Origin of the sequence: Actinomadura parmotrematis (genome assembly GCF_019458805.1) — a bacterium.
Lineage (GTDB): Bacteria > Actinomycetota > Actinomycetes > Streptosporangiales > Streptosporangiaceae > Spirillospora > Spirillospora parmotrematis.
The window spans coordinates 209,229-221,778 of sequence record NZ_JAIBOA010000009.1 but is presented as its reverse complement, the minus strand read 5'-3'; the positions used below and the strand labels follow the sequence as shown (position 1 = coordinate 221,778).

Here is a 12,550-nt window from a genome sequence, read left to right as displayed (position 1 = left end):
CCTCAGGACAGCCGGGTGAGGCGCTGGACGGGCGACGGCGCGTCCAGCGCCCCCCGCAGCACCAGCGGGACCTTCGCGGCGCCGACGTCCACCTGCCCGACGGCCGTGCCGGCCGCGGCCGTCGCCGGCGGGTCCCCGGCCACGCCGAGGTTCACCGTGAGGCCCGGCCAGCCGACGACGTTCAGCGCGCTCCTGGTGACGAGCGGCGTCGTCCCGCCGAGCCCGTCGTCCACCTTCGCGACGACCGCGCCCGCCGGCGCCACCGTCTCCGCGGTGAGCGCCCGCTCGGCCGCGACCAGCAGCCGCCGCCCGACGCTCATCGCGCCGACGGCGCTCGGGGAGTGCTGCCCCATCACCGCCCCCACGATCATCGTGGGAACGCCGCCGACGCGCCGCTTCGCCGCGAACACGTAGTTGCCGCCCGCCTTGTCGGTGTAGCCGGTCTTTCCGCCGACCACGCCGTACTGCCCGAGCAGCAGGTTCCCGGCGGGCCGCGCCTCGCCGCCGCCGTCCGGCACGTACGCCCGGTTCTTGACGACCTCGGCGAACGCGGGGATCTTCATCGCCGCGGTGAGGAGCTTCACCTGGTCGGCGGCGGTGCTGACGGTCCCGGCGTCGTAGCCGCTCGGGTCGGTGTAGGTGGTGCTCGCCATGCCGAGCCCGCGCGCGGCCTCGTTCATCTTCGCCACGAACGCCGCGTCGGTGCCGGAGTCCCAGCGGGCCAGCTCGTGCGCGACGTCGTTGGCGGAGATGAGGAGCAGCGCCTCCAGCGCCTTGCGCTCGGTGAGGTGCTGCCCGGCGGTGATGCCGAGCAGTGACTCGCCGCGCTGCTTGCGGGCGGGCAGCTCGGCGACGCCCTGCGCGGAGACCGTGCGGTCGGCGCCGGCCTCACCGCTCCGCAGCGGGTGCTGCTTCAGGTACACGTACGCCGTCATGACCTTGGCGACGCTGGCGGTCGGCGTCGGCGCGGCGCCGCCGGACGACCCCATGGTGCCGAGCCCGTCCACGTACACCGCGGCCTGCCCCTGCCCGGACCAGGGCAGCACGGGCGCCGTCCCCGCGAACGTGTGGGTGCGCGCGGCGAGCGCCATCCGCAGCTCGGGATCGGGCACCGGCCGGAACCACTGCCCGGCGGCCACGGCCGCCACGAGCAGCACCGCGACGAGCACCCCGACCAGCCACCGCTTGCCGCGCCGCTTCTCCTCCGCCGGGGCCTGCGCCTGGGTCTGGGCCTGAGCCTGGGCCGCCTGCGGCGCGTGCGCGCCCTGCTCCTGCTGCTCCCACGGCACGCTCCACTGCCCGGACGTCCGGGACGTCGGGATCTCGGCCTTGGGCAGCTTCAGTTCGAGCGGGAACTCGGGCAGCGGCAGATCCTCGCGCGTCCGCGTGCCGGAGTCCTCGCGCTGCGGCAGCGGCAGATCGAGGCGCGTCTCGGCCCGCTCGGCCCGCCGCTCGGGATGCGGCCGCCCGACCACCTCCCGCGCGGGACCGGTGTCCATCTCCCGCCAGCTGACCCAGTCGTCCCCGGCCCCGTTCCCAGGCGCGGCCTGCTCGATCTCCCACCAGGGCCGCTGCAGCTCCTCCCGCGTCGCGTCCCGCTGCGCCTGGAACTCGGTCGTCCCCTCCCGGCCGCGCTCCGGACCCCGCTGCCGGTGCTCCCCGCTGACCCGCGGTCCGTCGTCGTCCCGCCGCGCGGCCCAAGGAGCCCCGGGCGGAAACTCCCCACTCCGCCGCGGCTCACCACCGTCGTGCGCGCCCCGCCCGTCCGCGGACGGCCGTGACTCCCGGCCCTGCCGCGCAGCCGCATCATCCCCACGCCGAGGCCCGCGCTGCTCACCCTCGCCCCCACGAGGCCACTGCTGAGACCCGGCGCGGTACTCCCCGCTCTGCCGCTGCCCAGGCCGCCGCTCCTGCGCACCCTCCGGAAGCCCCCGCCGCTGAGCCTCAGCGCGGTACTCCCCGCTTTCACGCGAAGCCCTGGCCTCGCCCGGACGTCCCTGTCCGAGCGCATCACCCGAAGCCTGCCCCTGCCCGGGACGTCGCCCGCCTTCCCCGGGGCCGCGCCGCTCACCCTCGCGCGGCTGCTGCGGCCGGGAGTCAGCCCGATGCTCCCCACTCTGGCGCGCGTCCTGCTCACGTGCAGGCCGCCGCCCCCGCGCACCTTCCCCAAGCCCGCGCTGCTCGCCGTCACGCGGCGGCTGCTGAGGCTCAGTGCGGTATTCCCCGCTCCGGCGCACGTCGCGCCCTTGTTCGGGACGCCTCTCTCGCGCACCTCCCGCAGGCCCGCTCGGCTCACGCCGCTGAGGCTCAGCGCGGTGCTCTCCACTCTGCTGCGGCTCTCGTCCCTGCTCGGGACGCCGCTCCTGCGTGCCTTCCCCAGGCCCGCGCCGCTCACGCTCACCCGCGTGCGGCTGCTGCGGCCGAGGGGCAGCGCGGTGTTCGCCGCTTTGGCGCGTGTCCTGCTCGTGAGCAGGCCGCCGCTCCTGCGTGCCCTCACTAGGCTCGCGCTCACGCTCGCCGCCGTGCGGCTGCTGCGGCCGGGGCGCGGCGCGATGCTCCCCGCTTTCGCGCGTGTCCTGCTCGCGCGCAGGCCGCTCCTGCGCGCTTTCCTCGGGTCCGCGCTGCTCCTGCTCGCCCGCGCGAGGCTCTTCGCTTTCGCGCGGGGTCTTGGCTTCGCTCAGACGTCCTTGTTGGAGCGCGTCGCCTGGCGTTCCCGTTTGCCCGGGACGTTGCGCGCCCTCCCTAGGGTCATGTTGCGCGCGCTCGTCGGTCGGCTGGTCTTGCCTTGAGGGTTCGCTCCCACGCGGCGTCCGCGCGTCTGCGGCGTGCTGCTCCTGCGCGCCGTCTTCCTCGGGAAGCCGGTGCGGCCGGGTCGCTCCACTCTGAGGCTGCGGCGTAGCCGCGTCTTCCTCGGGCTCGCGCTGCGCACGCCCGTCCGCTCGCTCCGGCTGCTCAGGCTCGTCACTCGACGGTGGCACGATCCGCTCATCTGCGGACTGCGGCTCGGCGCCGTTCTTGTCGCTTTGCGGCATGACCGGGTCTTCGTCGGCTCGCGGTCCCTGCTGGGGGCGTCGCGCGTCTTCTGCCGGGGCGCGCTGTGCGTGCTCGTCCGGCTGTTGTGCGGGCTGCTCAGCGTCAGCTTGGCGCTCGGCACCCGCTCTCGTGGCCGGTTCGCCGGCGGGATGCGGCTCCTGCCCAAACTGCTGGGCGTCCTCTTGGGCGAGCGGCGCGCGCTGCTCGGGGGCGTCCGCCTGCTGCTCTTGCTGCTGGGGCTCGTCGCTCTCGCGTGTGGTCCGCTCGTTCTGAGGCTCGCGGGGTGTTCCGCCGGGCTGCTCCTCGCCGGGCTCCGGCTGCTCGTGCTGAACGCTCTCCGCGCCGTCGCCGGGCTGGGGTTCGGGAGCGGGCTCAGCGGCGGGCGCCGGGTCTTCCTCGGCGTCGCCACGCTCGGCGGTCTCAGACTCAGAGGGCTCAGTGGTCCCGGGGGCCGACGGCTGCTCCAGGCGCAGTTCGATGTTCGGTCGCCCGGCCTCGTCCGCCGGGTCGTCCTCGCGTGCCGCGTCGTCGGCGTCTGTGGGGTCCGTCGCGTCGGCCGGGTTCCCGGGGGGCGCGCTCGGCGGGGCCTGCGGGGTCGCCTCGGCCTCGGCGGGCGCGGGCTCGGCCGCAGCCGGCCTGCGGCGCGGGGTGAACCAGGGGCTGATGTCCTGCGAGGTCTTGGTGGGATCGCCCTCGGGCACGCCGAACTCGACCGTCCGCGAGTGCTCCCGCGGCTCGTCCCCGGACCGGGACGGATCGGTGGAACCCGGTTCGCGCACGGCGACCTCCTCGGCTCTGCGGCTCGGTTGCGGCCCGATACGACCTGAACGCGGTGGTTCACCACCGCGGACGGTGCGGGCGGGGGGCGGGGCGGTCCGTTCACCCGGGAGCCCCGGGAAGAGACCCCCGCATCCTCTCGAAGGATGCGCAGCTTAGCCGGAAAGTTCGCTTTGTTATGAATTGGAGATCAAGAAAAGCGGGCCGGCGTGAACCCGAATGCGGCCGAGTGGCGAGACATGTCCGTCATATCACTGTCTCTCGCATGGGAAGGCCGGTCCGCATGCCATGGTGTCCGCGATGACCGCACCCCCCGACCTGGGCACCGCCGAGTCCGATGCCCGGCTCATCGAACGGTCGCTGCAAGAGCCCGAGGCGTTCGCCGCGCTGTTCGACCGCTACGCCGCGATGCTCTACCGCTACGTCTCCCGCCGCCTCGGCCCCGAGCCGGCCGAGGACGTGGTCGGGGAGACGTTCCTGGTCGCCTTCAGCCGCCGCCACCGCTACGACCTGGCCTACACGGACGCGCGGCCCTGGCTGTTCGGCATCGCGACCAAGCTGGTCTCCCGCCACCACCGCGGCGAAGCGGCCCGCTACCGGGCGCTGCGCCGCAGCCCCGTCGAGCCGCACGTGCAGTCGCCCGCCGACGACGTCGCCGCGCTCGTCACCGCGGGCGCGTCCCGCCCGGCGCTCGCCGCGGCGCTCGCCGCGCTGCCGCGCCGCGACCGCGACGTGCTGCTGCTCGTCGCGTGGGGCGACCTGTCCTACGCCGAGGCCGCGCAGGCCCTCGGCGTTCCGGTCGGGACGGTCCGGTCCCGGCTGCACCGGGCCCGCCGCAAGGTGCGCGCCGCGCTCGGCGGCACCGACCCGATGAGCGAGGAGGCATGACCATGGACGACCTGCACGCGCTCCGCGAGCTCGGCCGCGAGCTGGAGAGCCCGCCGCCCGCCTCGCTCGTCCGCCAGCGCGCCCGCCTCGCCGGGCGGGCCGCCCGGCGCCGCTCCCGCCGCGGCACCTGGACGCTGCTGTCCGTCGTCGCCGCGGCCACCGCCGCGCTCGTCCTCGTCCCGGCGCTGCTCCCGCGCGACCGGCCGGAGCCGCGCGCCGGCACCACCGCCGGTACCGCCGGCCGGCCCCTCACCATCCTCCTGCTCGGTTCGGACGCCCGGACGGGCGCGGGCGCCGGCGCCGGGACGGACGGGCCCGTCCGCACGGCCCGCTCCGACACCCTGCTGCTCGTCCACCTGCCCGCCGACCGCAAGTCCGTCCGGGCCGTCAGCCTGCCCCGCGACCTGCTCGTCCCGTCCGTGCCCTGCACGCGCGGCGTCGCGAGCAGGGGCCGGATCATGCTCAACGCGGCGTTCTCCGCGGGCGGCGCCGCCTGCGCCGCCCAGGCCGTGGAGAAGGCCACCGCGGTCCGCCCCGACCGCACCATGGTGATCGACTTCACCGGTTTCGTGACGGTGGTGAACGCCGTCGGCGGCATCCGCGTCACCCTCCCGAAAAGCGTGAACGACCCCGCGTCCGGCCTCCGCCTGTCCGCCGGCCGGCACCTCCTGCGCGGCGAGGCGGCCCTCGCCTACGTGCGCGCCCGGCACGGCCTCGGCGACGGCTCGGACCTGGCGCGCGTCAAGCGGCAGCAGCAGGTCCTCGCCGAGGTGGTCCGCAGGCTGACGGACGCCGGCGCGCTCACCGACCCCGTCAGGATGGGCCGGATCGTCGAGGCGCTCGCCTCGTCGCTGGCGGTCACCCCCGCCATGGGCAAGGTCGAGATGCTGGGCCTCGCCCGCAGCCTGGCGAGGACGGACCCCGCCGACGTCGCGTTCACCACCGTCCCCTTGCGGCCGGCCGCCGCCGACCCGGCCCGGTTGGAGCTGAAGCAGCCCCAGGCCGGCCGGCTGTTCGCGCAGCTCAAATGACGGACGCGCCCCGCCCCTGCACAGGGGCGGGGCGCGCCCGTCACAGCACCTCCAGCACCCGTTCCAGCTCGTCCTCGGTGTTGTAGTAGTGCACCGACGCGCGCACCGCCTCCGGGGCGAGGTTCGGGTCGTAGCCGTGCCCGCTCGGGTGGGTCACGTTCACGTTGACGCCGCGCTCCCGCAGCGCGTGCTTGATCTCGTCGGGCTCGCGGCCCTCGACCGTGAAGGTGACAATCCCGGACCGTTCGATCCCTCTATCCAGCACCGTCACACCTTTATGGCCCGCGAGGGAGTCCCGGAGCCGCCCCGCCAGCGGGTCCACCCGCGCGCGGATCTCCTCCAGCCCTAGTGACAGTGCGTAGTCGATCGCGACACCCAATCCGATCTGTCCGGCCATGAAGCGCTCCCACGTCTCGAACCGCCGCGCGTCCGGGACGATCTCCACGTCGCCGGAGGGGTGCCACTCGGCCGCCTGCAGATCCAGGAACGGCGGTTCCAGCGACTCCAGCACGGACTTCCGCACGTACAGGAAGCCGGTGCCGCGCGGGCCGCGCAGGAACTTGCGGCCGGTCGCCGACAGCATGTCGCAGCCGATCTCGTCGACGTCCACCGGAAGCTGCCCGAGGGACTGGCAGGCGTCCAGCAGGAACGGCACGCCCGCCGCCCGGCAGAGCCGCCCCACCTCGGCGACCGGGTTGACCAGCCCGTTCTGCGACGGCACGTGGTTCAGCGACACCAGCCGGACGCCGCCCGCCCGCAGCGCCTTCTCCAGCGCCTCCAGGCACACCTGGCCGTGCGCGTCGTCCGGCAGCGCCTCGACGACGGCGCCGCGCGCCCGCGCCACCTGCTGGTAGGCGATGGCGTTGCTGGAGTACTCGCTGGCGGTCGTCAGGATGCGGTCGCCGGGCGCGAACGGGATCGAGTAGAAGGCCATGTCCCAGGCCCGCGTCGCGTTCTCCACGTAGGCGATCTCGGCGGGGGAGGCGCCGACGAGCGCGGCGGCCGCGTCGTAGAAGCGCGCGATCTCCGCGGCCGCGGCCTCCTGCGCCTCGTAGCCGCCGATCGTCGCCTCCAGTTCCAGGTGCGCCCGCACCGCGTCCAGCACGGGTGCCGGAGGCAGCGCGGCGCCGGCGTTGTTCAGATGGGCGACCCGAGCGCAGCCGGGGGTCTCGGCTCGCAGCGCCTGCACGTCCATGGTGATCACCTTTCCTTTCCCGCCATTCAAGCGCCGTCCCGAAAATGTCAGACCCCCGGGAGACCCTCGGAGAGCAGGCGGGACGCGTGAGCTTGATCACTCTGTGGTTGACCTCGACCAAGGTCGAGGTCCGAGCATGGGGGCATCCGAGAGCACTTCGAGCGACGGGGCGGCACCGATGGACATGGAAGCGACGGCGTGGACGTCCCTGCACCACGCCATGAACCGGCAGAGCGGGCGGCGGCCCTTCTCGCGCGCCACGCTGCGCCGCGTCGGCGCCTTCGCCCGGCCGCGCCGCCGCCTGATCGCGACGTTCCTCGCGCTCAGCGTGGCGCTCGCGGTGACGGCCGTCGCCACGCCGGTGCTCGCCGGCCGCGCCGTCGACGCCATCGTGACGGGGAAGGACGCCGGGCTCGTCGCCGCCCTCGCCCTGCTGATCGCCGGGCTGGCGCTCGCCGAGGGCGGCCTCGGCCTGCTCAACCGGTGGCTGTCGGCGCGCATCGGCGAGGGCCTCATCCTCGACCTGCGCACCGCCGTCTTCGACCACGTGCAGCGGATGCCGGTCGCGTTCTTCACCCGCACCCGCACCGGCGCCCTCGTCAGCCGCCTCAACAACGACGTCATCGGCGCGCAGCGCGCGTTCAGCGACACCCTGTCGGGCGTCGTCAGCAACCTGGTGACGCTGCTGCTCACGCTCGCGGTGATGCTGAGCATCTCGTGGCAGGTCACCCTGCTCGCGCTCGTGCTGCTGCCGGTGTTCGTGCTGCCCGCCCGCCGCATGGGCGCGCGCCTCGCCGGGATGGAGCGCGAGGCCGCCGAGCACGACGCCGCGATGAGCACCCAGATGACCGAGCGGTTCTCCGCCCCCGGCGCGACGCTGGTCAAGCTGTTCGGCTGCCCCGACCGCGAGTCCGCCGAGTTCGCCGCCCGCGCCCGCCGCGTCCACGACATCGGCGTGCGCACCGCGATGGTCCAGCACGTGTTCATCACCGCGCTCACCGTCGTGTCGGCGCTCGCGCTCGCCCTCGTCTACGGCCTCGGCGGCTGGCTGTCGCTGCGCGGCTCGCTCGACGCGGGCGCCGTCGTCGCCCTCGCCCTGCTGCTCACCCGCCTGTACGCGCCGCTCACCGCCCTCGCCGGCGCCCGCGTCGAGGTCATGTCGGCGCTGGTGGGGTTCGAGCGGGTCTTCGAGGTCCTCGACCTGGAGCCGCTGGTGGCCGAGCGCCCGGACGCCCGCACCGTCCCGGGCGGCCCGGTCGCCGTCGAGTTCGACGGCGTGACCTTCGCCTACCCCGCCGCCGACAAGGTGTCCCTCGCCTCCCTGGAGGAGGTCGCCGCGCTCGACGGGCGCGGCGGCGTGGACGTCCTGCACGAGGTGTCGTTCCGCGCCGGGCCCGGCGAGATGATCGCGCTCGTCGGGTCGTCGGGCGCGGGCAAGTCCACCATCGCGCAGCTCCTGCCGCGCCTCTACGACCCCGACGCGGGCGCCGTCCGGCTCGGCGGCGTCGACGTCCGCGACCTGTCGTTCGCGGCCCTCCGCGACACCCTCGGCATGGTCACCCAGGACGGCCACCTGTTCCACGAGTCGATCCGCGCCAACCTGCTGCTGGCCCGGCCGGACGCCACCGACGGCGACCTGCGCGACGCGCTCCGCCGCGCCCGCCTGGACGGCCTCGTCGACGCGCTGCCCGACGGACTGGACACGATCGTCGGCGAGCGCGGCTACCGGCTGTCGGGTGGCGAGCGCCAGCGCCTCACCATCGCCCGGCTGCTCCTGGCCCGCCCCCGCGTGGTCGTCCTGGACGAGGCGACCGCGCACCTGGACTCCACCTCCGAGGCCGCCGTCCAGGAGGCCCTCGCCGAGGCCCTCGCGGGCCGCACCGCCATCGTGATCGCGCACCGGCTGTCCACCGTCCGCGCCGCCGACCAGATCCTCGTCGTGGAGGCCGGCCGGATCGTCGAGCGCGGCACCCACGACGAGCTCCTCGCCCGCAACGGCCGCTACACCGAGCTGCACACCACCCAGTTCGCCGACGCCCCCGCCCCCGCCCTCCAGCCCGCTCCCTAGCCCCTTAACCCGATCGCGCCACGCCCGGCCGGTATGCCGGAAAAGCGTGGCAGGCGGCCGATCGCCCGGGTTAGGGTGCCGCTCGTCCGGCTCCCGACCCCCAAGGACGCCCATGGACGCCCGTACCGACCCGGACGGCACCGTTCCGCCCGACCCGGAGCCGCCCCTCCTCGTCCCGCCCCCGGCAGGCGGGGCGGGGGAGCCCAAGAGGGTCGAGTGGGCGGAGCTGTTCTTCGACCTGGTGTTCGTCTTCGCCGTCACCCAGGTGTCGGCGCTGCTGCACCACGACCACTCCTGGGCGGGCGCGGCGCGGGCCCTGGTGGTGTTCGTGCCCGTGTACTGGGCGTGGGTCGGCACGTCGGTGCATGCCGACACGCGCGACGCGGAGCGGCCCGCCGCGCGCGTCGCGGTGTTCGCGATCGGCCTCTGCGCCCTGTTCATGGCTCTCGCCACGCCGCTCGCCTACGGTGACCGCGGCCTGCTGTTCGGCGCGTCCTACTGCGCCGCGCGGCTGCTGCTGGCGGCGCTCATGCTCGGCCGCCGCTGGTGGACGCTGAGCCCGTTCAGCGTCGCCGTCGTCGTCAGCGGCCCGCTGCTCCTCGCGGGCGGCCTGGTGGACGACGCCGGCGTGCGCGTCCTGCTCTGGGCGCTGGCGGGCGCCACCGACCTGCTGACGCCGCGCCTGCTGCGGTCGCGCCTCATGGGCCTGCGCTTCGACCCCGGGCACATGCCCGAGCGGTTCGGCCTGTTCCTGCTCATCGCCATGGGCGAGTCCGTCGTCGCGACCGGCGCCGCCGCAGCGGCGGCCCCGCACCTGTCGGCGGGGCTGCTCGGCGCCGTCGCGGCGGCGTTCGCGCTGGTCTGCGCGCTGTGGTGGGTCTACTACCACTTCGCCGCGAGCGCCGTGCAGCACGCGCTGCGGACCGCCGCCGTGCAGACCGACGTCGTCCGCCAGGTGCTGTCCTACGGCCACCTCGCCTTCATCGTCGCCATCATCATCGTCGCGACGGGCCTGCACTCCGTCGTCGGGCGTCCCGGCGAGCACCTGCACCCCGGCACGGCCGCGCTGCTCGTCGGCGGCTGCGCGCTGTACCTCGCCACGTTCGGCTACACGCGCTGGCGGATGTTCCGCAAGGTGGCCTGGACGCGCCTGGCCGCCGCGCTCGTCGTGCTGCCGCTGCTCCCGGCCGCCCCGCACCTGCCGGCCCTGGCCACCGTGGCGCTGCTCGCGCTGCTCGTCGGCGTCCTCAACGTCGTCGAGTTCCAGGTCGTGCAGCGCCGCGGCGGCCTCTGAGCGCGCGGGCACGGGAGTCAGGCGACGACGGCCCGCACGAGGCGCGCGAAGGCGAACGGCCGGAGCGCGTCCGTGCGGTCCCACAGCTCCGCCGGGACGGCCTCGCGCGTCCCCGCGTCCTCGACGACGGTGAGGCCGTGCGCGGCCGTCAGTTCGGCGACCTCGCCGGGTGTCAGGAACGTCCGGTAGGGCTCGCCGCGCTCGCCGGCGGCCTGCCCGGCGAACGCCGCGTACTGCTCGCCGGTCTCGTCGCGCAGCCCGGGCGGCACCATGTACTCCATGACGAGCTCGCTCCCCGGCGCGAGGTGCCGCGCGAGGCCCGCCAGGGTCGCGCCGATCGCCTCGGGAGTCAGGTAGACGCTCACGCCGAGCCAGCCGACGAGCGCCGGCCGGGACGCGTCCAGGCCGGCGGCGGCGAGCGCGTCCCACGGCGGCCCCTCCTCGAAGTCGGCGGGGACGTAGGCCGTCCCGGGCGGCGGCACGATCCCCGCCGCGTCGAGCAGCCCGCGCTTCCATTCCTGGGTGGCCGGATGGTCGACCTCGAACACCCGCACCCCGCCCGCCGACCGGTGGGCGAAAGTGTCGAGCCCCGCGCCGAGGACGACGTACTGGCCGGCGCCGCTCGCGGAAAGGCGCCGCTCGGTGAACGCGGCCCGCACCGTCGTCAGCGTCCGGGTGCCGGCGAGGACGATGTGGTCGCCGTGCTCGCGGTGGTAGCCGATCATCTCGTCGGCGGCGGGGCCGAGCAGCGGTCCCGCGACGGTGTCGCGCAGCAGGAAGGGGGAGTGGTCGACGGCCAGGTGCGCGGCGCGCGCCGCCGTCGCGAACAGGGCCGTCTGGCTGGGCTTTCCGATGTCCATGAAGGCCACGCTATTCGCCTTTCCGGCCATCATATCAGGCGCACATCAATTTCCGATAACCGTGCCGTCAATTCATTGTCGCGATAAAGCGGGGGCAGGTAAGCGAAATGCTAACCTTGCGCTGATCCACGCCTTATCCGCCGCCGCCTAGCGTGTGCGTTGACGGGCTGGCCGCCGGCCGGTCGCTCGCACCGGGTGGTCGTCATGGGGGTGGGGCCTTCGGTGCCGGCCGGCGACCATGCCCGTCCCGTACGAGGACGTGGGGGATCTCGTGGGGCTCACCGGCTCGTGGTTCATCGGGACGCTGTTCCTGCTCGTCCTCGCGCTCGGCACCGTCACGGTGGCGCGGTGGCCCCGGCTCGGGGGCCGGGGCGTCCGCCCGGTGCTCGCCCGCACCGGCCTGCTCGCCGCCGTCCAGGCCGCCGCGCTCCTCGCCGTCCTCACCGCCGTCAACGCGCACTTCGAGTTCTACGCGGGCTGGGACGACCTGTTCGGCACCAACGCCGCCCCGGGCAGGATCCAGCGGGCCGAGGCGCGCGCCGGGCACGTCCCGGCCGTCGCGGCGCTCAGCATCCACCGCCTCGCGCCGCCCGGCGGCGCCGGACGCGACCCGCGCAAGGCGGGCGCCCTGGAGGAGCTGCGCTTCACCGGCGCCAGCACCGGGCTGCCCGCCGACGGCTACGTCCTGCTGCCCCCCGAGTACTTCCAGCCCGCCTACGCCGCCCGCCGGTTCCCCGTCGTCGTCGCGCTGACCGGCTACCCCGGGCACCCGTCGGCGCTGCTGCGCGTCATGCACCTGCCCGACCTGGTCCGGCAGGGGGAGCGGAGCGGCCGCGTCCCGCCCGCCGTCTACGTCATGATGCGCCCCACCCTCGCGCCGCCCCGCGACACCGAGTGCACCGACGTGCCGGGCGGCCCGCAGGTCGCGAGCTTCTTCGGCGAGGACGTGCCGCTCGCCGTCCAGGCCCACTACCGCGTCGCGACGGACCGCGCCGGGTGGGGGATCATGGGCGACTCGACGGGCGGCTACTGCGCCGCCAAGGTCGCCATGACGCACCCCGCCTCCTACACCGCCGCCGCGTCCCTGTCGGGCTACTTCACCACGATCAAGGACATGACGACCGGCGACCTGTACGGGGGCAGCAGGGGCCTGCGCGACGAGAACGACCTGCTGTGGCGCGAGCGGCACCTGCCGCCGCCGCCCGTTTCGCTGCTCGTCGCGTCCTGCCGGATCGGCGAGCAGACCTTCGCGCAGTCGCAGCGGTTCGTCGCCGGCGCCCGCCCCCCGATGCGCACCGACAGCCTGTTCCTCGAATCCGGCGGCCACAATTTCCGCACCTTCCGGCGCATGGTGCCGGCGACGCTCGAATGGTTCGGCGGCATTCTCAAGGCGCAATAGTTCCG

At 74.9% G+C, this 12,550-nt stretch carries 10 protein-coding genes; 7 read left to right on the top strand and 3 right to left on the bottom strand.

Annotation, left to right across the window (positions count from 1 at the left end):
• Window positions 1-2: 2 nt before the first annotated feature.
• Entirely contained in the window at window positions 3-1,499 is a 1,497-nt protein-coding gene (locus tag K1Y72_RS16415) for a D-alanyl-D-alanine carboxypeptidase family protein (RefSeq protein WP_220167199.1), read from the bottom strand.
• A gap of 816 nt (window positions 1,500-2,315) precedes the next feature.
• On the opposite strand from K1Y72_RS16415, the gene K1Y72_RS16410 reads away from it, so the two are divergent.
• From K1Y72_RS16410 to K1Y72_RS16395, 4 genes are all read left to right on the top strand, one after another.
• Complete coding sequence (locus tag K1Y72_RS16410; protein ID WP_220167198.1) at window positions 2,316-2,789, top strand: hypothetical protein; 474 nt, start codon at window positions 2,316-2,318, stop codon at window positions 2,787-2,789.
• Between the two features lie 36 nt (window positions 2,790-2,825).
• Complete coding sequence (locus K1Y72_RS16405; protein WP_220167197.1) at window positions 2,826-3,860, top strand: hypothetical protein; 1,035 nt, start codon at window positions 2,826-2,828, stop codon at window positions 3,858-3,860.
• A gap of 250 nt (window positions 3,861-4,110) precedes the next feature.
• Window positions 4,111-4,698 carry an RNA polymerase sigma factor gene (locus K1Y72_RS16400; protein WP_220167196.1) on the top strand — a complete coding sequence of 196 codons (588 nt, stop codon included), beginning with the start codon at window positions 4,111-4,113 and terminating at the stop codon, window positions 4,696-4,698.
• Window positions 4,695-5,729 (top strand): LCP family protein, encoded by a 1,035-nt coding sequence (locus K1Y72_RS16395; RefSeq protein WP_220167195.1) that lies wholly within the window; start codon window positions 4,695-4,697, stop codon window positions 5,727-5,729. Before K1Y72_RS16400 ends, K1Y72_RS16395 begins: the two co-directional genes overlap by 4 nt.
• 40 nt (window positions 5,730-5,769) lie before the next feature.
• Here K1Y72_RS16395 and K1Y72_RS16390 read toward each other — a convergent pair whose 3' ends face one another.
• On the bottom strand, window positions 5,770-6,924 hold the full coding sequence (locus tag K1Y72_RS16390; RefSeq protein ID WP_220167194.1) for an aminotransferase class V-fold PLP-dependent enzyme: 1,155 nt from the start codon (window positions 6,922-6,924) through the stop codon (window positions 5,770-5,772).
• A 178-nt stretch (window positions 6,925-7,102) separates the two neighbouring features.
• Between K1Y72_RS16390 and K1Y72_RS16385 the strand changes: the two genes are divergently transcribed.
• Together K1Y72_RS16385 and K1Y72_RS16380 are read left to right on the top strand one after the other, a co-directional pair.
• Window positions 7,103-8,992, top strand: a complete 1,890-nt coding sequence (locus K1Y72_RS16385; RefSeq protein ID WP_220167193.1) for an ABC transporter ATP-binding protein — start codon at window positions 7,103-7,105, stop codon at window positions 8,990-8,992.
• Between the two features lie 112 nt (window positions 8,993-9,104).
• On the top strand, window positions 9,105-10,286 hold the full coding sequence (locus K1Y72_RS16380; protein ID WP_220167192.1) for a low temperature requirement protein A: 1,182 nt from the start codon (window positions 9,105-9,107) through the stop codon (window positions 10,284-10,286).
• Window positions 10,287-10,303: 17 nt separating this feature from the next.
• On the opposite strand, the gene K1Y72_RS16375 is transcribed toward K1Y72_RS16380, so the two are convergent.
• A complete protein-coding gene (locus K1Y72_RS16375; RefSeq protein WP_220167191.1) occupies window positions 10,304-11,146 on the bottom strand; it encodes a class I SAM-dependent methyltransferase in 843 nt (280 codons plus the stop codon).
• 259 nt (window positions 11,147-11,405) lie between these two features.
• Between K1Y72_RS16375 and K1Y72_RS16370 the strand changes: the two genes are divergently transcribed.
• On the top strand, window positions 11,406-12,545 hold the full coding sequence (locus K1Y72_RS16370; RefSeq protein ID WP_220167190.1) for an alpha/beta hydrolase: 1,140 nt from the start codon (window positions 11,406-11,408) through the stop codon (window positions 12,543-12,545).
• Window positions 12,546-12,550 lie beyond the last annotated feature (5 nt).